We start from the raw sequence: 23,753 nt of genomic DNA, 5'->3' as shown, positions 1-23,753 counted from the left end.
CGCCATCGACTGGCTGAACGGCGAGGCCTTCACGGCCTTCGGACAGCACATCAAGTGGTCGGACATGATCGGCAACACGATCGGGCTGATCGCCCTCGCCCTCGGCTGGCGGCGCTCGATATGGACCTGGCCCGCCCAGTTCCTCTCCGGCGTCATCCTCTTCGCCGCCTTCGCCACGTCCCACCTCACCGGCAGCGCCGGCAAGCAGGTGGTGGTCATGGCAGTGGCCGCATGGGGCTACTGGCAGTGGACCCGCGGCCGGCAGCAGGCGCAGGACGGGTCGATCGCCGTCCGGTTCGCGACCTGGCGTGAGCGGGCCTACCTGTTCGGCGGCGCTGTCCTCGGCACCGCCGCCGTCGGCGGACTGTTCACCCTGTACCCGTCCCTGTCGTGGGACCCGTGGCCCGACGCGTACATCTTCGTCGGGACCCTCGTGGCGATGATCGCCCAGGCCCGCGGCATGGTCGAGTTCTGGTTCGCCTGGCTCCTCGTCGACCTGGTCGGCGTCCCGCTCAACTTCGCCAACGGCTTCGCCTTCTCCGGCTTCGTCTACGTCCTCTACGGCGCGCTCGTCCTTTGGGGCCTGCGTGACTGGTGGCTGCGCTCGCGGACGAGCGGCCGGCCCGCACTGGAAGGAGCGGCAGCATGACCGTGCGCCCGTCACCCACCACCACCCTGCCCGAGGCCCTTCGGGCCGCCCCCACGACTCCAACCTGGTTCGCCGCCGACAGCATCGAGGACCTCTCCCTCGACCCGGTCGAGCAGGCCGTCCGCGACATCGCCGCGGGCCGCCCCGTCGTGGTCGTCGACGACGAGGACCGCGAGAACGAGGGCGACCTCGTCATCGCCGCGGAGAAGGCCACGCCCGAGGTCGTCGCCTTCATGATGAGCGAGTGCCGCGGCCTGATCTGCGCCCCCATGGAGGGCGACGAGCTGGAGCGGCTCGACCTGCCCCAGATGGTCGGCGACAACACCGAGTCGATGCAGACCGCCTTCACCGTCTCCGTCGACGCGGGCCCCGCCTACGGGGTGACCACAGGCATCTCGGCCGCCGACCGCGCCATGACCCTCCAGCTGCTGGCCGGCGGCGAGGCAGGACCCGCCGACTTCGTACGCCCGGGGCACGTCTTCCCGCTGCGCGCCAAGCCAGGCGGCGTCCTCACCCGCCCCGGCCACACAGAGGCCGCCGTGGACCTCGCACGGCTCGCGGGCCTGCGCCCCGCCGGCGCGATCGTCGAGATCGCCGGCGAGGACGGCGTGATGCTGCGGCTGCCCGAGCTCGTGCCGTTCGCCCGCAAGCACGGCCTGACGATCATCTCCATCGAGGACCTGATCGCCTACCGCCGCAGCGAGGAGCCCACAGTCAAGCGCGAGGCGGAGGTCCATCTCCCCACCGCGGCCGGTGAGTTCACCGCGTACGGCTACCGCTCCACCGTCGACGGCGTCGAGCACGTCGCCCTGGTGCACGGCGACATCGGCGACGGCGAGGACGTCCTCGTGCGCGTCCACTCCGAATGCCTCACGGGTGACATCTTCCACTCGCTGCGCTGCGACTGCGGTCCCCAGCTCAACGCCTCCATGGAGAGCATCACGCAGGCCGGGCGGGGTGTCGTCGTCTATCTGCGCGGGCACGAGGGCCGCGGCATCGGGCTGCTGTCCAAGCTGCGCGCGTACGAACTCCAGGAGCGGGGGAGGGACACCCTCGACGCCAACCTCGAGCTCGGCCTGCCGGCCGACGCCCGCGACTACGCGGCCGGCGCCCAGATCCTCGCCGACCTCGGCGTGCGCAGCGTGCGGCTGATGACCAACAACCCGGACAAGTCGACCGCGCTCGTCAGGTACGGGATCACCGTCCTCGGACGCGAACCGATGCCCGTCCAGGCGGGCGAGCACAACCTGACGTACCTGCGCACCAAGCGCGACCGGATGGGCCACGACCTGCCGTGGCTCGAGGCGGCCCCGGCGACGACGTGCGGCAACCAGTAGAACTCGTCATCAGCACAACCACGTACAGCAGAACCGCGTGAGGCGAGACACCTCGCGCGGCCGGTAGAACTTCGCAACCAGTGAGAATCGCGCCGCCAGCAGGACTGTCCGACCGGCAGGACTGCGCAACGGCGGTGAAGAACGGCTAGGGAGAAACATGAGCGGCAAGGGTGCGCCCGAACTGTCCGTCCGCAACTGCGGAGACCTGCGCGTCGCGGTGATCGCGGCCCAGTGGCACGAGAAGGTCATGGACGGTCTCGTCGACGGCGCGCTGCGCGCACTGCGCGAGCTCGGCATCGACGAGCCGACGCTGCTGCGCGTCCCGGGCAGCTTCGAGCTGCCCGTCGTGGCCAAGGTGCTCGCGGGCCGCGGCTACGACGCGATCGTCGCCCTCGGCGTCGTCATCCGCGGCGGCACGCCGCACTTCGAGTACGTGTGCCAGGGCGTCACCCAGGGCCTGACCCAGGTCTCCATCGACACCGGCGTCCCCGTCGGCTTCGGCGTGCTGACCTGTGATACCGAGGAGCAGGCCCTCGACCGGGCGGGTCTCGAGGGCTCGAACGAGGACAAGGGGCACGAGGCGGTCACGGCGGCGGTCGCCACCGCGACCATCCTGCGTTCAGTATCCGAACCCTGGCGCTGAGCAGCGGCCGCTTCCGCGTAGTCTGGGACCACCATGTCCAATAAGACGTTCGAGGAGCTCTTCGCCGAGCTCCAGCAGAAGGCCGCCGAGGGCGACCCCGCCACCTCCCGCACCGCCGAGCTCGTCGGCAAGGGCGTCCATGCCATCGGCAAGAAGGTCGTCGAGGAGGCCGCCGAGGTGTGGATGGCCGCCGAGTACGAGGGCAAGGAAGCCGCCGCGGAGGAGATCTCGCAACTGCTGTACCACGTCCAGGTGATGATGGTCGCGCGCGGAATCTCCCTCGACGACGTCTACGCCCACCTCTGAACCAGCCCACCCCTCCGCACGTACACATCACGCGAACAAAGGAAGCCCGTCTCATGCTGCGCATCGCCGTCCCCAACAAGGGTTCACTGTCCGGACCTGCGTCGGCGATGCTCCATGAGGCCGGCTACCAGCAGCGCAAGGAGTCCAAGGAGCTCGTCCTCGTCGACCCGGACAACGAGGTCGAGTTCTTCTACCTGCGTCCGCGTGACATCGCGATCTACGTCAGCTCCGGCAAGCTCGACATCGGCATCACCGGCCGTGACCTGCTGCTCGATTCCGGCGCCGACGCCGAGGAGATCCTCCAGCTCGGCTTCGCCCGGTCCACCTTCCGCTACGCCACCAAGCCGGGCACCGCGGGCGGTGTCGAGGACTTCGGCGGCATGACGATCGCCACCTCCTACGAGGGCATCGTCGCCGCGCACCTCGCGGAGAGCGGCATCGACGCTTCCGTGGTCCACCTCGACGGCGCCGTCGAGACCGCCATCGAGCTCGGTGTCGCCCAGGTCATCGCCGATGTCGTCGAGACCGGCACGAGCCTGCGCAACGCGGGTCTCGAGGTCATCGGCAAGCCGATCATGACCTCGGAGGCCGTCGTCATCCGCCGCACCGGCGCGGACGGCGAGGACCCGAAGGTGCAGCAGTTCCTGCGCCGTCTCCAGGGCGTCCTGGTCGCCCGCAGCTACGTGATGATGGACTACGACTGCCGGGTCGAGCACCTGGAGCAGGCCGTCGCCCTCACCCCCGGCCTCGAGTCCCCGACGATCTCCCCGCTGCACCACGAGGGCTGGGTCGCTGTCCGCTCCATGGTCGCGGCCAAGGAGGCCCAGCGGATCATGGACGACCTGTACGCGCTCGGCGCGCGGGCCATCCTCACCACGGCCATCCACGCCTGCCGCCTCTGAGGGACCGACGACACACCATGTCCGCACCTGCTCCGGCGCCTCGGCCGCCCGCGCTCCCGGTCACCTTCCGGCCGACCCGTACCCGGATCGTCCTGCTGACCGTGGGCGTGGCCATGTTCGCCGCCGTCACCACCGTCACCCTGCTCCTCGACAAGCTCAGCCCGCCCGAGCAGGTCAGCTTCATCTTCACGGCCCTGCTCTTCCTCGCGGTCCTCGCCCTGCTGAGCCGGCCGAAGGTCGTCGCCGACGACGACGGTGTCACCGTCGTCAACCTCACCCGTACGCGACGGCTGGCGTGGGCGGAGATCCTGCGGGTGAATCTGCGCGCCGGCGACCCGTGGGTCTTCCTCGACCTCAGCGACGGCACCAGCCTGCCGGTGCTGGGCATCCAGCCCGGTATCGCCAGGGCGCGCGCCGTCGAGGACGCCCGCGCCCTGCGTGCCCTCGCCGAGACCCGCGGGACCCGGCCGGAGGAACCCGGCGACACCCGGCCGGACCAACACTGAGCGTTGGGGCCGACATTTGGGGCAGCACCCCTGCCCTCCACAGCCCCGGCCTGATTACTCTGGTGGCGGCGGCGCCGAGTGCGCCCCGCCCCGCACCGCACGGCCCGTCGGCCGGCGGGGCCACCCTGCGACCCGAGGAGTGACTCCCTCCAGCAATGGACGGATCGTCCGGTAGTACCTGCGCCGCCCCCTCTCCGGAGGCGGCGGCATGATCGTCCCGCTTCTGCTGCTCGCCGCAGCATTCCTTCTCATCCTGGCCAACGGCTTCTTCGTGGCCGCCGAGTTCGGACTCGTCACCGTGGAACGCCCGGACGCCGAACGCGCCGCGGCCGAGGGAGACCGCCGGGCCCGCCGCGTCGTCGGCGCGCTGCGCGAGCTGTCCTTCCAGCTTTCCGGCACCCAGCTCGGCATCACCATCACCTCCCTCGTCGTCGGTATGCTCGCGCAGCCCGCGCTCGCCGGGCTGCTCGGCGGGCCGCTGACCGCGACCGGGCTGCCCGAAGGCGCCGTGCCCGGTGTGGCGGTGGTCGTCGGCATGCTGCTGGCGTCCGCCGTCCAGATGGTGATCGGCGAACTGGTCCCCAAGAACTGGGCGGTGTCCAGGCCGCTCCAGGTGGCCAGGTTCGTGGCAGGCCCGCAGACCGCCTTCTCGTCGGCCTTCCGCCCCGTCATCACCCTGCTGAACGCCGCCGCCAACCGCCTGGTACGGCTGGCGGGCGTGGAGCCGGCCGAGGAACTCGCCTCCGCGCGCACCCCGATCGAGCTGATGTCGCTTGCCCGCCATTCGGCGCGGGCCGGCACGCTGGAGCAGGACACCGCGGACCTGTTCGTACGCACCCTGTCGCTCGGCCACCTCACCGCGCAGCATGTGATGACCCCGCGGGTGAAGGTGAGCGCGCTCCAGTCCGACGCCACCGCGGCGGACGTCCTCAACCTCACCCGGGCCACGGGTCTTTCGCGCTTCCCCGTCTACCGTGAGCGCATCGACGAGATCGTGGGCATGGTGCATCTCAAGGACGCCCTCGCCGTACGGGCGGAGGAACGCCGGCGGGTCGGCGTCGAGCGGATCGCCGTCGTCCCGCTGATGGTGCCGGAGACCCTCCCGGTGCAGCAGCTGCTCGAACAGCTGCGCAGCGAGCAGCCCATAGCCGTCGTCGTCGACGAGTACGGCGGCACGGCCGGTGTCGTCACCCTCGAGGACATCATCGAGGAACTGGTCGGCGAGGTCAGGGACGAGCACGACTCCGACTCGGACGCCCGTCCGGAACTGGCGCCCGTCGCCCCGGAGGACGGACGGGCCGCGTGGGAGGCCGACGGCAGCTGCCGTGTGCTGACGCTCCGGCGGATAGGCCTCGAGGTGCCCGACGGCCCCTACGAGACCCTCGCCGGCCTCGTCGCCGACCTGCTGGGACGCATTCCCGCCCCCGGCGACCGCGCGGAACTCCCCGGCTGGCGGCTGTCCGTGCGCCAGGTCCACCGCTACCGCGCGGAGCGGGTCCGTCTGATCCGCACCGCCGACGCGGTCACGCAGGCGGAAGCCGTGACGGGGGCCACCCGGTGAGCGCTCTCCAACTTCTGTTCGCCCTGCTGCTCGTCGTGGCCAACGGGTTCTTCGTCGGCGCCGAGTTCGCCCTGGTGTCCGTACGCCGTAGTCAGATCGAGCCACTCGCCGCGGCCGGCTCCTCGCGGGCCCGCCGGGTCCTGCACGGGCTGGAGAACCTGCCGCAGATGATGGCCGCCGCCCAGTTCGGTATCACCGTGTGCTCCCTCACCCTCGGCGCCGTCGCGGAACCGACCGTCGCCCGCCTGCTGGAGCCCGTCTTCCACGCGGCACATGTCCCCGAGGGGATCATCCATCCGCTCGGCTACGCGATCGCCCTGGCCGTCGTGGTGTTCCTGCACCTCGTCGTCGGCGAGATGCTGCCGAAGAACCTCGCCATGGCGGCGCCCGAGCGCACCGCCCTGTGGCTCAGCCCCGGCCTGGTCGGCTTCGCCCGCCTCTGCCGCCCCGTCACCACCGCGCTCGGAGCCTGCTCCCGGCTGGTGCTGCGGGCCTTCCGGGTCGAGCCCAGGGACGAGGTCGAGGCCGTCTTCACCAGCGTGCAGCTGGGCCGCCTCGTCGAGGACGCGGGCCAGGCCGGACTGCTGGCCCCCGCGGAGCAGGAACGCCTCGAGGACGCCCTCGAGCTCGGCAGCCGCCCCGTCACCGACGTGCTGATCCCGCGCGCGGCGCTGGTCACGGTCGCCCCCTCGGTCACCCCCCGGCGACTGGAGGAGCTGACCGTCCGCACCGGATACTCGCGCTTTCCCGTCTGCGCGGACGGAGAGAGCCCGTTCATGGGGTATCTGCACGTCAAGGACGTCCTCGACCTCGAGGACGGGGAGCGTGCCGTACCCCAGCACGTCTGGCGGCCCATGGCGACCCTGCGCGCCGAACTGCCGCTCGACGACGCCCTCACCGTCATGCGCCGTGCGGCCACGCATCTCGCGCAGGTCGCCGACGCGTCCGGGCGGGTCCTGGGACTGGTCGCGATGGAGGACGTACTGGAAATGCTCGTCGGCGAGGTACGCGACCCTTCCCACCGGATCGCGCCCGGCACTCCCCGGACGGCCTCCGCCCCGGCGGTGGCGACCGCGCCCGCGCCCGCCGTCACCGATGCGCGCGACAGCGATGCAGGAGCGCTCGTGAAGGGCTGAGCGGCGTAGGCATCACCCGAAGGGAGGCTCCTGCGGGCCGCGGCCCGCAGGACCGCGGCCCGACAGGACTTCCCCGTACGCCTGCATCAGATCGGGCAGCCGCAGCGTCGACAGGTCCTCGCGGGTCGGTGGACCGGGACAGCCGGACAGCCGCAGATCGCGGTACGCACAGCTCTTCTCGTACAGCGTGCGCAGGAAGCGGCCGTTGCCCAGCTCGTCGATCCAGCCCTGGTCGACCACATGGCCGCTGATCGAGCGGAGCTCGTCGCGCGCCTCCTCGTCCCACACATCGCCGTTGTCGGCGGCCAGCACCCCGCCGATCGCGGTCAGCTCCAGCGGCCGGTACGACGGGAAGTCGACGCGGGTGGTGAAACGGGACGACAGCCCGGGGTTGGCGGCGAGGAGCCGGTCCATGCCCTCCGGATAGCCGGCCAGGATGACGACGAGGTGATCGCGGTTGTCCTCGGCGCGCTTGAGCAGCACCTGCAGGGCCTCGTCGCCGTACGCGTCGCCCTTGCTGTAGCCGGAGTTGGACAGGCTGTACGCCTCGTCGACGAAGAGCACGCCACCCAGCGCCGAGTCGATCAGCTCGTTGGCCTTCACCGCCGTCTGGCCGAGGAACTCCCCGACCAGATCGGACCGTTGGGCCTCCACCAGATGGTCGCCCCCCAGGAGGCCGAGAGCGTAGAAGACCCGGCCGAGGATCCGGGCGACGGTCGTCTTGCCCGTCCCCGACGGGCCGGAGAAGACGAAGTGCCGCTTCGGCGGCTGTACGGGCAGCCCCTGCACGGCCCGTAGCCGGGCCATCTCCAGCTGCGCCGACAGCGCCTTCACCTGCCGTTTCACCGGTTCCAGCCCCACCATGCGCTCCAGCTCCGCAAGCGCCAGCGCGAGCAGAGCCGGGTCGGTGGGCCCGGCGGGGAACCGGGGGGGAGAGGAGGGCGACGACGCGGCCGACCTGCGGCGCGGACCGTCGGCCGGCACGACCGGCGCGGGTCCCGGCACGGTGACACCGGTGTCACCGCCGAAGCGCGGCTCGGGGCCCTGGGCCGTCTCGCCCTCGGCCTGGACGTCAGCCGTGTCACCGCCGTATCCGGCCAGGGAGACGGCGGCCAGACCGACCGAGTCGTCGTACACGTCGATCCCGTCGTACTCGGCGATGGCCGCCAGGCGGGCCGCGGTGTCCATGAAGGCCGGATCGATGCGGTGCACCGCGCGGTACAGGGGCAGTGCCGCCGCGCTGCGGCCGGTGCCCTCGTGCGCCCGCGCCAGCCAGTACCGAAGCTCCTTGCGCTGCGGCTGCTCGCTGCGGCAGCGCATCAGGGCCGCGGACAGCAGTGGCTCCGCCTGCCCGTACATTTCCAGCCGCACACGGGCCATGCCGCCGAAGAGCCCGGCCTCGATGCCCAGCAGCGGGTCGTCGACCAGCGGCTCCGTATGGCGTACGAGCTGCTCCCAGTCCTTGACGAGATAGGCCCGGCAGGCGTGCAGAAACCGCACCTGAGGGTCGGTGTCCACCGGCGGCAGCGCGGCGAGCGCCCGGTCGAGCTCGGACACATGGCGGCCGTCGAGCCAGTGGGAGGCGTGCGCGAGCAGCAGATCACGTCCGCTCTCCAGCACCGGCTGCACCCACCAGCCCAGCCAGTACCAGGAGTTGAGGGTGCGGCGGTGGCGTGCCCGCTGCTCGCCGAAGCGGTCGCGACTGCGGTACATGTGCAGCAGCGCCGTAGAGGTGTCCACCCGCAGCGCGTGCAGCCCCAGCCAGGCGTCGGCCATCCCAGGGTCCAGTCGGACGGCCGTGCGGAACTCCTCCTCGGCCTGCGGGTACGCGCCCATGGTGCAGGCGTCCACGCCACGCACCCAGGCCAGGTCCGCCGGCGACCGTGACCCTTGCGTGCCGATGTCCATAGGGTCCCCCCACTCCCCCCTACAAACCGTGCACCAGTGTTGTCGCGCCGGGCGGAGACCCACGACCGCTGCCGGAACAGCCATGCCACGAGGGGGAGTTGGGCGCCCGACCGTGGCGTGGCAGCCGTCAAAGGCTTCCAGTCGTGCATCGTACCTGCGCACGGGGCGGCGATTAAGAGCGCCACAACGACCCGGTGACGGCGCGGAGACGGTGACCCAGGGTGAGCGAAAGTGGTTCGCAAGAAGGAAAGAAGAAGGAAACGGGCAGAACGAAGCCCCCGATCACGGGGGAACAACCGGGGGCTTCGCGTCTGCGACGGCTTCGAAAAGCCGCACATTGAGAACGTAAGACCTGTACGCCTCGTCGGTCAAGCAGAGTTGAGGCACTCTTGAGACGTAATCCCGACACCTCAGAATGCCGGGGGAAGGCCATTACTGCGAGTGATCGATTGGTGCGAACCTGCACTCCCGGCGGGCACCTCGAGCCACTCGTAACCCTTCGGGCGCTCGCGTATCAGGGCATCGGCGAACGGTGCCGAAGGATCGGACAAGAAATGGCGCATCTCCGCCGCTGTCCATCCGTCCCAGAAGCCCGAGAGCGCCGCACCGTCTCGCGCTCTGCCGCGTGCCCAGGACTCCTCGGCGTCCCGGTCCATCCACAGCAGCGCCGCGAGATACGGGCGCAGCGCCCGCCGCCCGGCCCCGACGCCCTCCACCAGGACCACGGGCGCCGTGGGCAGCACGCGCGGTGCGAGGAAGCGCCGGAGGTTCCAGTCGTACGGGTGATAGGCCGCGTCCAGGCCGTGCGCCAGGGGCTCGATCACCTGGCTCAGCATCCGTCCCGTCCAGTCGAACAGCTCCTCGTGGGTGGCCAGATCATCGAGGTGCAGTACGGGCACGTCCGCGCCGAGCGCGTCGGCGAGCCGGCCGGCGAACGTGCTCTTGCCCGAGCCCGCGTGACCGTCCACCGCGACCAGGCGCACGGGGCCGCAGGAGGGCGGCAATGTGCGCAGCCCGGCGGCCCGGTCCTCGAGGTCGTTCATGGGGCCACCCTAAGAGGCGCGCGTCCGGCGCGGCAGTCCGGTCCGGTACGGCGCCCCAGGTCACCCCGCTGACCCCGGCGGCGGAACCGCCGGTGGACCAGACCAATATTGCTCCCGCGACGCGAGTCGAATCCCTGGCAGAAGCGAGGCGCGAACCGCGATAGTGGCCCCACTGTCGCGCTCCTGACTTGGGGGTCCCATGGCCAGACCTACTTCGCGCAGAGACGTACTCGGTGCCGCCATCGCGGTGGCCGCCACCGCCGGATCGCTGTCCGTCGCGACCGGCCGGGCGGTCGCCGCGAGCGGTGCGGCCGCCGTCCCGGCGGCACCTGCCAGACGCACGCAGCCGCTCGTCGACAACCGCTTCTGGTCCTCCTACACGGACTGGCGCTGCGGCGACCACGCCGGCACCAAGGCCGTCGCCGGCCGGCGCCCGGGCGTGGTGATCGCCCGGCCCGCCGGAACCAAGGACTACACCGACCCGCACACCGGCACCACCGCCACGTGGGAGTACGCGACCTGGACCTCCCCGGTGCACCGCTCACGTGTGCCCGCCACGGAAGCCATCGCCTCCTGGAACGCGGACACCCCCGCCGGGACGTGGCTCCAGGTGGAGCTGAGCGGCGAGTACTCGGACGGCACCGCGACGCCCTGGTTCGTGATGGGCCGCTGGGCGGCCGGCGACCAGGACATCCGCCGGACCTCGGTGGACGACCAGGGCGACGGCAGGGCGAGCATCTGGACGGACACCTTCTCCGTCGACGACGCCGCGAGCGGGCTGCGCCTCGACTCGTACCGGCTGCGCCTCACGCTCTACCGCCGGCCGGGGACCACCCTCACGCCCACCGTGTGGCGGCTGGGCGCGATGACCTCCGATATCCCGGACCGCTTCGGCGTGCCCGCCTCCAAGCCGGGCCTCGCCCGCGAGCTGATCGTGCCGAGGTACTCCCAGAACACACACGTGGGCCAGTACCCGGAGTACGACAACGGCGGCGAGGCGTGGTGCAGCCCCACGTCGTCGCAGATGATCATCGAGTACTGGGGCCGCAGGCCCACCGCCGACGATCTGGCGTGGGTCGACCCCGCGTTCGCCGATCCGCAGGTCTGCCACGCGGCCCGCTTCACGTTCGACCACCAGTATGAAGGCTGCGGCAACTGGCCCTTCAACGCCGCCTACGCCGCGACCTACCGCGACATGAGCGCCGTCGTCACCCGGCTGAACTCGCTGACCGATCTTGAGAAGCTGATCGCCGCCGGCATCCCGGCCATAACGTCCCAGTCGTTCCTGAAGGAGGAGCTGACGGGGGCCGGCTACGGCACCGCGGGCCACCTCATGACGGTGATCGGCTTCACCGCTGACGGTGACGTGATCGCCAACGACCCGGCGTCGCCGAGCAACGAGGCGGTGCGCCGCGTCTACCGCCGTGCCGAGTGGGAGAAGATCTGGCTCCGCACGAAGCGCTACAACGCGAGCGGGAAAGTGGTCTCCGGCACAGGAGGCGTCTGTTACCTGTACTGGCCCGCGCACCCCACGGCCGCCCAGCAAGCGGCTCTGGCGGCCGTCGGCGTCCACTGACGCGCGGCGAGCCCCCGGCGGCAGTGACGAACGTCTCTACCCCGGGGGCCGGTGCCGCTGGCACTGTTGTGTGGCCAGGATCTTCCGCCCGATCCGGACGAAAGATCCCCAGGGGGAGCCACCTGCCGGACGACCGAACGAGACGCACCATGACCTCGAACGCAGCAACCGCCGACCGCACCCTGCCGACGACCCGCACAGGCGGACCGGACGACGGACCCGATTTCCTCGAGCACGTCCTCGGCTGGACGCTGGTCGTGGTCCTGGCGATGCTCATCACCCAGGTCGGCCTGCTCTAGTCCCCGGTCTCCCGCCGGCGACGCCCCACTTCCCGGGAAGCGCCCCGCGGGCTGCGGCTTCCTCCCCGGCGGACTCGTGACGCCCGCGTTCCGATCGGGCATACTCAGGCGCGCCACAAGCCGCCATGCAGCCTCTTTCGTGATCCGGAAGGGCACCATCGGCCTGGCAGAACAACCGGCGGCGCGCCCACACCCTTTGTGCGTGACCGCCGCAGCGCCCGACAGGGAGGAAAGCGCCGCCATGCCCGACCGCGCCCCGCAGCCGGTGGACCGTCAACTGCCCACCGAAGAGGCCAGGGATCTGATCACCCTGGTCCGCGACATCGTCCAGCGGGAGATCGCCCCCCGCGCGGCCGAGGAGGAAGACGCCGGGCACTTCCCGCGCGAGGTCTTCTCGCTGCTGTCCGAATCAGGACTGCTCGGCCTTCCCTACGACTCCGAGCTCGGCGGCGGGGACCAGCCGTACGAGGTCTATCTCCAGGTCCTCGAGGAGCTCGCGGCGGCCCGCCTCACCGTCGGTCTCGGCGTGAGCGTCCATTCCCTGTCCTGCCACGCGCTGGCCGGATACGGCACCAAGGAGCAGCAGGGCGAGCACCTGCCCGCGATGCTCGGCGGCGGTCTGCTCGGCGCCTACTGCCTCTCCGAGCCCGCCTCCGGTTCCGATGCCGCGTCGCTGCGGACCAAGGCCGTCCGGGACGGCGACGACTGGGTCATCACCGGGACGAAGGCCTGGATCACCCACGGCGGCGTCGCCGACTTCTACACGGTCCTCGCCCGCAGTGGGGTGGAAGGCCCGCGCGGCATCACCGCGTTCCTGGTGCCGGGCGACGCGCCGGGGCTGAACCCCGCGCTGCCGGAGAAGAAGATGGGCATGAAGGGATCACCCACCGCTCAGCTCCACTTCGACGGCGTCCGGATCCCCGACTCGCGCCGTATCGGGGAGGAGGGCCAAGGCTTCGCCATCGCGCTGTCGGCCCTCGACTCCGGCCGGCTCGGCATCGCCGCCTGCGCCATCGGCGTCGCGCAGGCCGCGCTGGACGAGGCGCTCGACTACGCCACCGGACGCAAGCAGTTCGGGCGTCCCATCGCCGACTTCCAGGGCCTGCGCTTCATGCTCGCGGACATGGCCACCCGGATCGAGGCGGGGCGCGCGCTGTATCTCGCCGCTGCCCGGCTCAGGGACGCGGGACAGCCGTTCTCCCGGCAGGCCGCCATGGCGAAGCTGTTCTGCACGGACGCGGCGATGAGCGTCACCACCGACGCCGTCCAGGTCCTCGGCGGCTACGGCTACACGCAGGACTTCCCGGTGGAGCGCTTCATGCGCGAGGCCAAGGTGCTGCAGATCGTCGAGGGGACCAACCAGATCCAGCGGATGGTCATCGCCCGCCACCTGGCCGGCCCTGAGACGCGCTGACCCGCGCGCTCTGCACCGGCGGCGCCGCGAGTCTCGCCCACTCGGGGTCGCGGCGCCCCGGCAGCGTTCTGCCCCGGCTCGCCCACAGTTGGAGAAGCTCACGGTAGATGGGCGGATCGGTCGGGTGCGGAACCGATTCTTCATGAACGGGCACGACAAGGCGACGGCCTTGCGTGGTCGGGGGATGCAGGCTCATGCCCGGCCAACGCGCCACACACGGAAGCGGTTACCGGCGGGACTATTCGAGCGCCAGTGCAAGGGCTACACGGTCGTCGACCGCGGCGCGAGGCGCAGCGCGGTCACGTTCCTGCGGCACCGGAAGCATCCGAGGCCAGGGGCACGTCCGGGTCGTGTTCATCGGCGCGCCGGGAGCGCGTGCGGCGCCCCGGGCGCGTCTGCGGGTCATATTTGTGGTCCGGGGAGCACGTCGGGCTCCCCGGGGCACGTCCTTCAGGCGGCCCGCCGCATCGGCGGCACCTTCAGCGGCCGCGAGCCCGGGCCGCCGACGTGCGAGAACGGCTGGGTGCGCCAGTCCAGGCCCTGCGGAAGCGTCAGCAGGAGCGCGGTGTCCTGCTCCTGGACCTCCAGCGACTCGTCGGCGGGACGGGCGAGGGAGGCGTCCCGGCCGGTGCCCGAGCAGACCCTCAGACCGAACGGGTTCCACGGGGTGGGGCACAGTGCGTGCTCGGGCAGTACGTCCTCGTCCGCCAGCAGCGCGATCGGCTGAGCGCAGTCCGGGCATATCACCCGGTACATCTCGAAGGTGTCGTACGCGTCCAGGACGTCCGTCTCCGCCGGTTCGGCCGGATCAACAGGCTCCGGTTCGGTACGTCCCGACTTGGAAGACACAGTCTTGACACTCTGCATGGAGAATCTCCCCCTTGGATGGGCCGACCAGGCATGTGCGGCCTCGACCACAGCAAGCAATGCCCACCGTGCAGGTCGGATAACCGTGGGGTCACGGCGCATCGACCGGGCAAACCTGTGGCGTTGGTCACATGAGAGCCTCTGGCGCCCGTCCGGACGCTCCGGGACTGTGCCGGAAGCGATCCGGGGCCATAGGTTGATCCGCATGGAGGAGCTGGATCGTCAGATCGTGGACCTGCTCGTCAAGGACGGGCGGATGAGCTACACCGACCTGGGCAAGGCCACCGGCCTGTCCACATCGGCGGTGCACCAGCGCGTCCGCCGTCTCGAGCAGCGGGGCGTCATCCGCGGATACGCGGCGGTCGTCGACCCGGAGGCCGTCGGGCTGCCGCTCACCGCGTTCATCTCGGTGAAGCCGTTCGATCCCAGCGCGCCCGACGACATCGCGGACCGGCTCGCCGGTGTGCCGGAGATCGAGGCCTGCCACAGCGTCGCCGGCGACGAGAACTACATCCTCAAGGTGCGCGTCTCGACCCCCCTCGAGCTGGAGCACCTGCTCACCCGTATCCGCTCGCTCTCCGGCGTCTCCACCCGTACCACCGTCGTCCTCTCCACCCCGTACGAGGCCCGCCCGCCACGGATCTGACCCGCGGCGGTCCGCGGGCCGCGGCCACGGACCACCGGCCCGGTACGGGGCGCGCCCACCGGCTCTCTAGGCTTGCCCCATGACCGAGAGCACCGCCCCCCAGAGCGAACACCGCACCGTGCTGCTGCGCGGTGGAGAAGTCCACAGCCCGGCCGACCCCTTCGCCACCGCGATGGTCGTCGAGAAGGGACACGTCGCCTGGGTGGGCTCGGAAGGCGCCGCCGACGCCTTCGCCACCGGTGTCGACGAAGTGGTCGACCTCGAAGGGGCTCTGGTCACACCGGCGTTCACCGACGCCCACGTCCACACCACCTCGACCGGCCTCGCCCTTACCGGCCTCGACCTGTCGGGTGCGGCCTCCGTCTCCGACGCCCTCCGCCTCGTACGCGAGTACGGCGCCGCCCACCCTGCTCCCGGCCAGGTCCTCCTCGGGCACGGCTGGGACGCGACACGCTGGCCCGAGCAGCGGCCCCCGAGCCGCGCGGAACTCGACGAGGCGGCGGGCGGACGGCCGTTGTACCTGCCGCGGGTCGACGTCCACTCGGCGGTCGTCACCACCGCGCTGCTGGATCTCGTTCCCGACGTCAGCGGTCTGGCCGGCTACCACCCCGACGCCCCGCTGACCGCGGCGGCCCACCATGCCGTCCGCGCCGCCGCCCATGCGGCGCTCACGCCCGCCCAGCGGCGGGCCGCCCAGCGGGAAGCGCTCTCCCACGCCGCGTCCCTCGGTATCGGCAGCATCCATGAGTGCGCGGGCCCCGAGATCTCCGACGAGGCCGACTTCACCTCCCTGCTCGCGCTCTCCCGTTCGGAGCCCGGCCCACGGGTCGTGGGCTACTGGGCCGAACAGGTCGCCGACGAGAAGGACGCCCGGCGCATCCGCGAGCTCGGCGCCTTCGGCGCGGCGGGGGACCTGTTCGTCGACGGCTCCCTCGGCTCGCACACCGCCTGCCTGCACGCCCCGTACGCCGACGCTCCCGCCACCACCGGAAGCGCCCATCTCGACGCCGCGGCCGTCGCCGCTCATCTGGCCGCCTGCACCCGGGCGGGGCTGCAGGCGGGGTTCCATGCCATCGGCGACGCCGCCCTCAGCGCGGTCGTCGACGGAGTCCGGGCGGCGGCCGACCTGCTCGGGCTCGAGCGGATCCGCGCCGCGAGGCACCGGATCGAGCACGCCGAGATGCTTACCCCTGAAACCATCGCCGCCTTCGCCGAGTTCGGCCTCACCGCATCCGTCCAGCCCGCCTTCGACGCTGCCTGGGGCGGCGAGGACGGCATGTACGCCCAGCGCCTCGGCGCCGAGCGGGCCCGCACCCTCAACCCGTACGCGGCACTGCTGCGCGCCGGGGTGCCGCTCGCCTTCGGCTCCGACAGCCCTGTGACCCCGCTCGACCCGTGGGGCACGGTACGGGCCGCCGCCTTCCACCGGACGCCCGAGCACCGCATCTCCGTACGGGCCGCCTTCACAGCCCATACCCGCGGCGGCTGGCGTGCCGTCGGCCAGGACGACGCCGGCGTCCTCGTGCCGGGCGCCCCGGCCGACTACGCGGTCTGGCACACCGGGGCGCTGATCGTCCAGGCGCCCGACGACCGGGTGGCCCGCTGGTCCACCGACCCGCGCTCCGGCACGCCCGGTCTGCCCGACCTCGGACCCGGTGCCGAACTGCCCGTATGCGTCCGTACAGTGGTGGGAGGACAAACCGTCTTCGAGGGACCGAACGGGTGACGTAAGGACGAATCGCGCCGTCGGGCCGCCTTCCCACCGTTCCGCCTCGACCTGCGGATCTTCGCCCCTGACCTGGTGGTTCCCGTAATTCTCGCTGATCAGGCGACTGTTGACAGCGAGCGCCCACCGGCCGGTAGGTTCGGGACAGTCCACCGAAGAACTCCGACCGGCAACCTCCACGCAAGTCGTCGAACGCCGCTGGGTCATGGGGTGGTGTGCCGCACCGGCGCACCACCACTGGGAGCCAGGTTCAGCGCCCGCGCCTCGGGGGCAGAGGGAAGGTTTCCGCCGATCGGCAGGTGCGACCCGGGTGGGGCCCGGCGTTCAGTAGACAACGGCTCTCGGTCGACCCGCAGCCAGCGGGCCCCAGGTCGGCCCGAAGGACGCCGGGCCCGATCCGCTGCGTCTCGGGCCGGGCCGGCGCGTCGTTCACTCCCCATGCGATGTCCTCGTCGTTCCGCCGCAGCTCCGAAGATCCGTGCCGCCGGAGACGCCATGTCGGGGCTCGCTATGGTTGGGCTCTGCGACGGACTTTAAGGGGCAGCAGTGAACGACGGTGGTGCGGTTCCCCATGGTGGACCCCAGGGGAGGCGGTACGGCCCGCTCGGCCGAGTGTTGGTGATCATTCCCACCTACAACGAAGCCGAGAACATCGGGTCGATCGTCTCCCGGGTGCGCGCCGCCGTGCCCGACGCGGACGTGCTCGTCGCCGACGACAACAGCCCCGACGGCACGGGCAAGTTCGCCGACGAGCTCGCCGTGCAGGACGAGCAGGTGCACGTTCTGCACCGCAAGGGCAAGGAAGGGCTGGGCGCGGCCTACCTGGCCGGCTTCCGCTGGGGCGTCGAGCACGACTACGGCGTCCTGGTCGAGATGGATGCCGACGGCTCCCACCAGCCCGAGGAGCTGCCCAGGCTGCTGACCGCCCTCAAGGGCGCCGACCTCGTCCTCGGGTCCCGCTGGGTGCCCGGCGGGCGTGTCGTCAACTGGCCCAAGCACCGCGAGATCCTCTCCCGCGGCGGCAGCACCTACTCGCGCCTGCTGCTCGGTGTGCCGCTGCGCGACGTCACGGGCGGCTTCCGGGCCTTCCGCGCCGAGACCCTGGAAGGCCTCGGGCTCGCCGACGTCGCGTCCCAGGGCTACTGCTTCCAGGTCGACCTGGCACGGCGGGCGGTGGCCGCCGGTTTCCATGTCGTCGAGGTCCCGATCACCTTCATCGAGCGTGAGCTCGGCGACTCGAAGATGAGCAGGGACATCGTCGTCGAGGCCCTCTGGCGCGTCACCGCGTGGGGAGTCGAGGAGCGAGCCGGCCGCCTCCTCGGCCGCAAGGCGTCACCGCCCCGACGTCCGCGATCTTCCTGACAGCCCCCTTACGCCGCTCCGGCAGGCACCCAGGCACACTGGGAGCATGACGACCGGCGCACCGCCCCCGACCGCCCCGAGGCGCTCCCGCGCCCGCACATTCGTCCCCCTGGCCATCGCCGCCTGGCTGGTCCTGGAGATCTGGCTGCTGACCGTCGTGGCGGACACGGCGGGCGGCTTCGCCGTCCTCGGGCTGCTCGTCGGCGCTGCCGTGCTCGGTGCCGTGGTGGTCAAGAGGGCGGGGCGGCGGGCCTTCGCCAACCTCACCGCGACGCTTCAGCAGCAGACGGGCAGCGAGGAGGCCGCGGTATCCGGGCGCGCCGAGGGCAACGGGCTGCTGATGCTCGGAGGTCTGCTGCTGATGCTGCCGGGTCTCGTCTCGGACGTGGCCGGGCTGGTCCTTCTGGTACCGCCGGTCCGGGCCCGGCTCGGCCGCGCCGCCGAACGCTCGCTGGAGCGGCGGATGAACGCCGCGACGGCCGGCGGCCTCGGCGACGCTTTCCAGCAGGCCCGCATGCGTCGCCCGGACGGCAAGGTCGTCCAGGGTGAGGTCGTCCGCGACAGCACGCGGCCCCGCGACGACGAGCCCGGCCGGCGGCCGCCGCTGACCCCCTGACCCCGCCGGCTGCGGCTCCTTCCATGACGGCCGGGGCCGCAAGGCGCCGCGAGATTCCCGGATGCGGACATGACGAGAGCCGCGGCCGGCCCACACGGTGTGTGGGCCGGCCGCGGCTCTCGTGCTGCTCGCTTCGCGCGCCTGAACGCGCTACGCGGACTTGCGGCTGTCGCGCGGGTGCACCGCGATGTTCATGGCGCCGGAACGAAGGACCGCCAGCCGTTCGGCCAGCACCTCTTCCAGCTCCTCGCGGGTGCGGCGCTCCATCAGCATGTCCCAGTGCGTACGCGCCGGCTTGCCCTTCTTCTCTTCGGGGCCGTCCCCGTCGACCAGGAGTGCCTGGGCGCCGCACGCCTTGCACTCCCACTCCGGCGGAATCTCCGCCTCGACCGAGAACGGCATCTCAAAACGATGTCCGTTCTGGCATGCGTACTCCACCGCCTGGCGCGGGGCCAGGTCGATGCCGCGGTCCGTCTCGTAGCTGGTAACCACAAGTCGCGTGCCGCGGAGAGCTCGCTCACTCATGAATCGTGCCTCCCGGGCTTGTCGCCCACAGGACAGGTGTCGCTGTCGTCGTCATCCGGTCAACGTCCGGTCGGCGGTAAAGATTCCCGTTCCGGGTCATGCGTCGCCCGTCGTGCCGCTGCTTTGCCATTGGTTGGGGTACCCACCAGTGCCCGGTTTGTCACATCTGACAGAAAGTGTCACCCACTGATTTCACTATTCCAGCACGCAGTAACGGTCCGCCTGGCAAGCCAAAGGCGTACACTACCGGCCTTTTACTCAGGCGTCTAAATCCGCTCCGGTACCGGGTTCCCCGCAGCGGCCACCGCACGCCTCACGGGAACCCTCGCGAGCAGCGCGAATCCCACTCCGAAGAAGATCACCAAAGAGATGATCGCGTCACGGTAGCTGCCCGACATCTGATACGCCAGACCGAATACGAGCGGTCCGAGCCAGCTGAGTCCCCGGTCGCTCATCTCGTAGGCCGAAAAGTACTCCGCCTCCTTGCCCCGCGGCACGAGATGCGAGAACAGCGACCGCGACAGTGCCTGGCTCCCGCCCAGGACCAGGCCGATGCCGGCCGCGAGGCAGTAGAACCACAGCGGCTCGCCCCGGGGCAGGAAGTACGCCGCGGCCAGGATCAGGGTCCACACCGCGAGCGAGGCGAGGATCGTGCGCTTCGCGCCGTACGAACGGGCCAGCCGGCCCATGCCCAGCGCCCCCGCGACCGCCAGCACCTGCACCAGCAGCACCGCGGTGATCAGGGTGGTCTGGTCCAGGTCCAGTTCCTCCGAACCGTAGACGGAGGCCTGCGAGATGACCGTCTGTACGCCGTCGTTGTAGACGAGGTACGCGAGCAGGAACGAAAGGGTGAGGGGGTGCCGGCGCATGTCGCGGAGCGTCGCGACGAGCTGCCGCCACCCCGATCCGACCGCGCCCTCGCCGGACGGGGCGATCCTGCGGTCGCGCAGCCGGCGCAGCGGGATCAGCGTGAAGGCGCCCCACCAGAGACCGGCCGAGGCCAGGCAGATGCGGACCGCGTCGCCCTCGGAGAGGCCGAACGACTCGTGCCCCGAGTAGACGATCAGGTTGAGCACCAGCACGAGGGCGCCGGACGTGTAGCCGAAGGCCCAGCCGCGCGAAGACACCGCGTCCCGCTCCTGCGGCCCGGCGATCTGCGGCAGATACGCGTTGTAGAGGACCATCGACACGGCCAACGCGGCGTTCGCCACGATCAGCAGGAGAGCGCCCAGCAGATAGCGGTCGCCGTCCAGGAAGAACATTCCGGTCGTCGCCGCCGCCCCGACGTATGCGGCGACCGCGAGCAGCGGCTTCTTGCGGCCCGTCCGGTCCGCGGCCGCCCCGGCGAACGGCATGATCAGCACCGCGAGAACCACCGAGACCGACACCGCGTAAGGGAAGACGGAACCCGCCCTCACCGGGATGCCCAGGGGATGGACGAAGCCCTCGGCGTCGGCCGCGGCCTTCGCCACCGACGTCAGATAGGGCCCGAGGAAGACCGTGAGCACGCTCGTCGAATAGACGGAGCACGCGAAGTCGTAGAAGTACCAGCCTCGTTGCTCGCGTCTGCGGGCACCGTCGTCCTCGCTGGTGCCCTCGGTGCTGTCCGCCGTGTCCGCACTCACTCGGCGCCCCCTCGCTCATGCCGTCGCAGACGCCGGTGCCCCCGCGGCCGCGCGGGCGCGATCAGACCCACACTCCCCGGTCGGTCAGCACCGTGCGCAACGTCTCAAGATGATCGGTCATGATGCCGTCCACGCCAAGGTCCAGGAGCCGGGCCATCCGGTCGGCATCGTTCACCGTCCACACGTGGACCTGCAGGCCCCGCCGGTGGGCCGCGCGCACGAAACGCCGGTCCACCACGCGGATCCCGCCCTGCATCTCCGGTACCTGCGCGCACACCGCACCGCTGCGTACCGCCGCCGGTAGCCCGTACGAGCCGAGCCGCAGGCCGAGCACGCCCCGCACCCCGTACGAGGTCGCCAGGCGCGGACCCGCGAGCCGCATCGCCCGGGCCACCCGGGCCTCGGAGAACGAGCCGACGCACACCCGGTCCCATGCCGCGCTCCGCCGGATCAGCTCCACCAGCGGCGCCAGCGCGGACTCCGCCTTCAGGTCCACGTTCCACCGGGCCTCGGGGAACTCCTCCAGCAGCTCCTCGAACAGCGCCAGCGGCTCGCGGCCGGCCACCCTCGCCCTGCGTACCTCGCTCCACGGCAGGGCGGCGATCCGCCCCTTGGCGTCGGTCACCCGGTCCAGGGTGGTGTCGTGGAAGGCGACGAGGCGTCCGTCCGACGTCGTGTGCACATCGGTCTCGAAGTAGCGGTATCCGGCCGCGGCGGCCCGGCGGAAGGCCTCCGCAGTGTTCTCGATGCCGTCGGCCGCCCCGCCGCGGTGGGCGAAGGCGAGGGTCGCGGGGTGGTCCAGATAGGGGTGGCGTATGCGGGTCACCTCGGCAGTATGGCCTGCGAGGGTGACCCGGTGGCTACCACGGTGCTGCGTCCGTCCCCCTCCCGTACGGCGAACAGGCGCAGGAACAGCTGCGCCAGCGGCCCGATCGCCAGCGCGTACGCCACCGTCCCGATACCGACGGAACCGCCGAGTGCGAACCCGGTAGCGACGACGGCGACCTCGATCGCGGTGCGCACCAGCCGGATCGAGCGCCCGGTAAGGCGGTGCAGCCCGGTCATCAGGCCGTCCCGCGGGCCCGGTCCGAAACGGGCCGCGATGTAGAGGCCCGTCGCCGCGCCGTTGAGCACGATGCCCGCGACCATCAGCGGGATCTGCCCGGCGACCGTCGTCACCTGCGGTACGAGGGAGAGGGTGGCGTCCATGGCGATGCCGATGACGAACACATTGGACACGGTCCCGAGGCCGGGCCGCTGGCGGATCGGTATCCACAGCAGCAGCACCACGGCGCCCACGATGATCGACACCACGCCGATCGTCAGCCCGGTCAGCTCGGCCAGCCCCTGATGCAGCACCCCCCAGGGCTCGAGACCGAGCCCTGCGCGCACCAGCAAGGCGGAACTCGCTCCGTACAGCGCGAGGCCGACGTACAGCTGAAGCAGTCGGCGGGTGAGATGCGCGGACACGATGGCGCCCCCTGTCTGGTGTTCGTGGACTGACGCATGACACTCTGTGGCTATGGAACGACCGGCAACCATGGCCAATTCGAGGAAGGTGGACCGACTTCCATGACGCAGTGGACTTCTGCCGTGGGCGCGGCCCAGCTCGCCCGACAGCTCACGTCCCAGCAGGCGCGCCCCGCGGGACCGGGCACCCGCAAGCCGCCGGCCTACCGCGCGCTCGCCGACGGCATCCGCCTGCTCGTCCTCGAGGGCCGCGTCCCGGTCGCGGCACGGCTGCCCGCGGAACGCGAACTGGCGCTGTCCCTCTCGGTCAGCCGCACCACCGTCGCGGCCGCGTACGAGGCACTGCGCGGCGAGGGCTTTCTCGAGTCCCGCAGGGGCGCCGGCAGCTGGACCGCCGTACCCGCAGGGAACCCGCTGCCCGCCCGCGGCCTGGAGCCCCTGCCGCCGGAGTCGCTCGGCTCCATGATCGACCTGGGCTGTGCCGCCCTGCCCGCGCCGGAGCCGTGGCTGACCCGGTCCGTCCAGGGCGCCCTCGAGGAGTTGCCGCCCTACGCCCACACCCACGGTGACTACCCGGCCGGTCTGCCCGCCCTGCGCCGGATGCTCGCCGACCGCTACACGGAACGCGGCATCCCGACCATGCCGGAACAGATCATGGTCACCACCGGCGCCATGGGTGCCATCGACGCGATCTGCCACCTGTTCGCCGGCCGGGGCGAACGCATCGCCGTCGAATCGCCCTCCTACGCCAACATCCTCCAGCTGATGCGCGAGGCCGGCGCGCGGCTCGTGCCCGTCGCCATGGCCGAAGGACTCACCGGCTGGGACCTGAACCGCTGGCGCCAGGTGCTGCGCGATGCCGCGCCCCGGCTCGCGTACGTCGTCGCCGACTTCCACAACCCCACCGGCGCGCTCGCCGACGAGCACCAGCGCCGGGCCCTGGTCGAGGCCGCCCGCTCGGCCGGGACGGTGCTCGTCGTCGACGAGACCATGTCGGAACTGCACCTCGACCCCGACATCGAGATGCCCCCGCCCGTCTGCTCGTTCGACCCCGCGGGCTCCACGGTCCTCACCGTCGGCTCCGCCAGCAAGGCCTTCTGGGCCGGCATGCGGATCGGCTGGGTCCGCGCCGCTCCCGACGTGATCCGCTCCCTCGTCGCCGCCCGCGCGTACGCCGACCTCGGCACGCCGGTCCTGGAGCAGCTCGCCATCAACTGGCTGATGCGCACGGGTGGTTGGACCGAAGCCGTGTCCATCCGCCGTGAGCAGGCCCGTGACAACCGTGACGCGCTCGTCGCCGCGGTACGCAAGGAACTGCCGGCCTGGGAGTTCGACGTCCCCCGCGGCGGCCTCACCCTCTGGGTCCGCACCGGCGGCCTCTCCGGCTCGCGCCTCGCCGAGGTCGGCGAGCGTGTCGGCGTCCGGGTGCCGTCGGGCCCGCGCTTCGGGGTCGACGGCGCCTTCGAGGGCTACGTGCGACTGCCGTTCACCGTGGGCGGCCCGGTGGCGGAGGAGGCGGCGGCCCGCCTCGCCGCGGCGGCGCGCCTGGTCTCCAAGGGAGCGACGACGGGCACGGAGGCCCCCCGCACGTTCGTGGCGTAGCCGCCCCCCGGTGCCATTCCTCAACGCCGTTCGA

23 protein-coding genes are annotated in these 23,753 nt (G+C 71.5%); 16 read left to right on the top strand and 7 right to left on the bottom strand.

The genetic code is table 11. The features are described 5' to 3' along the window. Nucleotides 1-4: 4 nt before the first annotated feature. The 8 genes from MDN94_RS28410 (at nt 5) to MDN94_RS28375 (ending at nt 7,040) form a co-directional block, all read left to right on the top strand. Nucleotides 5-649 carry a nicotinamide mononucleotide transporter family protein gene (locus MDN94_RS28410; RefSeq protein WP_453455341.1) on the top strand — a complete coding sequence of 215 codons (645 nt, stop codon included), beginning with the start codon at nt 5-7 and terminating at the stop codon, nt 647-649. Beyond that, nucleotides 646-1,986 (top strand): bifunctional 3,4-dihydroxy-2-butanone-4-phosphate synthase/GTP cyclohydrolase II, encoded by a 1,341-nt coding sequence (locus tag MDN94_RS28405; protein ID WP_482728736.1) that lies wholly within the window; start codon nt 646-648, stop codon nt 1,984-1,986. The genes MDN94_RS28410 and MDN94_RS28405 overlap by 4 nt, the downstream gene beginning before the upstream one ends. Before the next feature lie 157 nt (nt 1,987-2,143). Continuing rightward, complete coding sequence (gene ribH / locus MDN94_RS28400; RefSeq protein WP_482728735.1) at nt 2,144-2,629, top strand: 6,7-dimethyl-8-ribityllumazine synthase; 486 nt, start codon at nt 2,144-2,146, stop codon at nt 2,627-2,629. Between the two features lie 33 nt (nt 2,630-2,662). Next, on the top strand, nt 2,663-2,935 hold the full coding sequence (locus MDN94_RS28395; protein ID WP_005319995.1) for a phosphoribosyl-ATP diphosphatase: 273 nt from the start codon (nt 2,663-2,665) through the stop codon (nt 2,933-2,935). A gap of 53 nt (nt 2,936-2,988) precedes the next feature. Beyond that, a complete protein-coding gene (gene hisG / locus MDN94_RS28390) occupies nt 2,989-3,837 on the top strand; it encodes an ATP phosphoribosyltransferase (protein ID WP_441265250.1) in 849 nt (282 codons plus the stop codon). A gap of 17 nt (nt 3,838-3,854) precedes the next feature. Beyond that, nucleotides 3,855-4,343, top strand: coding sequence for a PH domain-containing protein (locus MDN94_RS28385; protein ID WP_482728734.1), 489 nt, complete (start codon nt 3,855-3,857; stop codon nt 4,341-4,343). A gap of 208 nt (nt 4,344-4,551) precedes the next feature. After that, entirely contained in the window at nt 4,552-5,904 is a 1,353-nt protein-coding gene (locus MDN94_RS28380; protein ID WP_482728733.1) for a hemolysin family protein, read from the top strand. Then, nucleotides 5,901-7,040, top strand: coding sequence for a hemolysin family protein (locus MDN94_RS28375; RefSeq protein ID WP_482728732.1), 1,140 nt, complete (start codon nt 5,901-5,903; stop codon nt 7,038-7,040). Before MDN94_RS28380 ends, MDN94_RS28375 begins: the two co-directional genes overlap by 4 nt. Before the next feature lie 12 nt (nt 7,041-7,052). Here the strand turns inward: MDN94_RS28375 and MDN94_RS28370 are convergent, their stop codons facing one another. Continuing rightward, on the bottom strand, nt 7,053-8,948 hold the full coding sequence (locus MDN94_RS28370) for an AAA family ATPase (RefSeq protein ID WP_482728731.1): 1,896 nt from the start codon (nt 8,946-8,948) through the stop codon (nt 7,053-7,055). Between the two features lie 410 nt (nt 8,949-9,358). Further along, nucleotides 9,359-9,991 carry a uridine kinase family protein gene (locus MDN94_RS28365; RefSeq protein ID WP_482728730.1) on the bottom strand — a complete coding sequence of 211 codons (633 nt, stop codon included), beginning with the start codon at nt 9,989-9,991 and terminating at the stop codon, nt 9,359-9,361. A 199-nt stretch (nt 9,992-10,190) separates the two neighbouring features. Here MDN94_RS28365 and MDN94_RS28360 point away from each other — a divergent pair, with 199 nt between their 5' ends. The 3 genes from MDN94_RS28360 to MDN94_RS28350 all read left to right on the top strand — a co-directional run bounded on the left by MDN94_RS28360 (nt 10,191) and on the right by MDN94_RS28350 (nt 13,280). Continuing rightward, on the top strand, nt 10,191-11,567 hold the full coding sequence (locus MDN94_RS28360) for a peptidase C39 family protein (protein WP_482728729.1): 1,377 nt from the start codon (nt 10,191-10,193) through the stop codon (nt 11,565-11,567). Between the two features lie 149 nt (nt 11,568-11,716). Then, nucleotides 11,717-11,866, top strand: a complete 150-nt coding sequence (locus MDN94_RS28355; protein ID WP_159693922.1) for an SCO1431 family membrane protein — start codon at nt 11,717-11,719, stop codon at nt 11,864-11,866. A gap of 241 nt (nt 11,867-12,107) precedes the next feature. Further along, nucleotides 12,108-13,280: an acyl-CoA dehydrogenase family protein gene (locus tag MDN94_RS28350; RefSeq protein ID WP_482729104.1), complete on the top strand. Its 1,173-nt coding sequence runs from the start codon at nt 12,108-12,110 to the stop codon at nt 13,278-13,280. A gap of 450 nt (nt 13,281-13,730) precedes the next feature. On the opposite strand, the gene MDN94_RS28345 is transcribed toward MDN94_RS28350, so the two are convergent. Next, a complete protein-coding gene (locus MDN94_RS28345; protein WP_482728728.1) occupies nt 13,731-14,147 on the bottom strand; it encodes a hypothetical protein in 417 nt (138 codons plus the stop codon). Nucleotides 14,148-14,352: 205 nt separating this feature from the next. Between MDN94_RS28345 and MDN94_RS28340 the strand changes: the two genes are divergently transcribed. The 4 genes from MDN94_RS28340 to fxsA all read left to right on the top strand — a co-directional run bounded on the left by MDN94_RS28340 (nt 14,353) and on the right by fxsA (nt 18,497). Next, nucleotides 14,353-14,793 (top strand): Lrp/AsnC family transcriptional regulator, encoded by a 441-nt coding sequence (locus MDN94_RS28340; RefSeq protein ID WP_159693926.1) that lies wholly within the window; start codon nt 14,353-14,355, stop codon nt 14,791-14,793. Between the two features lie 79 nt (nt 14,794-14,872). Further along, complete coding sequence (locus MDN94_RS28335; protein WP_482728727.1) at nt 14,873-16,519, top strand: amidohydrolase; 1,647 nt, start codon at nt 14,873-14,875, stop codon at nt 16,517-16,519. Nucleotides 16,520-17,065: 546 nt separating this feature from the next. Then, nucleotides 17,066-17,881: a polyprenol monophosphomannose synthase gene (locus MDN94_RS28330; protein WP_482728726.1), complete on the top strand. Its 816-nt coding sequence runs from the start codon at nt 17,066-17,068 to the stop codon at nt 17,879-17,881. 46 nt (nt 17,882-17,927) lie between these two features. Further along, complete coding sequence (fxsA, locus tag MDN94_RS28325; RefSeq protein ID WP_482728725.1) at nt 17,928-18,497, top strand: FxsA family membrane protein; 570 nt, start codon at nt 17,928-17,930, stop codon at nt 18,495-18,497. Between the two features lie 150 nt (nt 18,498-18,647). On the opposite strand, the gene MDN94_RS28320 is transcribed toward fxsA, so the two are convergent. The 4 genes from MDN94_RS28320 to yczE all read right to left on the bottom strand — a co-directional run bounded on the left by MDN94_RS28320 (nt 18,648) and on the right by yczE (nt 22,189). Continuing rightward, on the bottom strand, nt 18,648-19,022 hold the full coding sequence (locus tag MDN94_RS28320) for an RNA polymerase-binding protein RbpA (protein ID WP_003959706.1): 375 nt from the start codon (nt 19,020-19,022) through the stop codon (nt 18,648-18,650). Between the two features lie 266 nt (nt 19,023-19,288). Next, on the bottom strand, nt 19,289-20,647 hold the full coding sequence (locus tag MDN94_RS28315; protein ID WP_482728724.1) for an MFS transporter: 1,359 nt from the start codon (nt 20,645-20,647) through the stop codon (nt 19,289-19,291). 61 nt (nt 20,648-20,708) lie between these two features. Next, nucleotides 20,709-21,473 (bottom strand): glycerophosphodiester phosphodiesterase family protein, encoded by a 765-nt coding sequence (locus MDN94_RS28310; protein ID WP_482728723.1) that lies wholly within the window; start codon nt 21,471-21,473, stop codon nt 20,709-20,711. After that, nucleotides 21,470-22,189 (bottom strand): membrane protein YczE, encoded by a 720-nt coding sequence (gene yczE, locus MDN94_RS28305; protein WP_482729103.1) that lies wholly within the window; start codon nt 22,187-22,189, stop codon nt 21,470-21,472. Before yczE ends, MDN94_RS28310 begins: the two co-directional genes overlap by 4 nt. Before the next feature lie 30 nt (nt 22,190-22,219). Between yczE and MDN94_RS28300 the strand changes: the two genes are divergently transcribed. Then, nucleotides 22,220-23,719 (top strand): SCO1417 family PLP biosynthesis transcription factor, encoded by a 1,500-nt coding sequence (locus MDN94_RS28300; RefSeq protein WP_482728722.1) that lies wholly within the window; start codon nt 22,220-22,222, stop codon nt 23,717-23,719. Nucleotides 23,720-23,753: the final 34 nt, after the last annotated feature.

The organism is Streptomyces sp. WAC00040, from assembly GCF_056835925.1.
The sequence above is the reverse complement of the archived record's forward strand: the minus strand, read 5'-3'. Positions and strand labels throughout refer to the sequence as shown.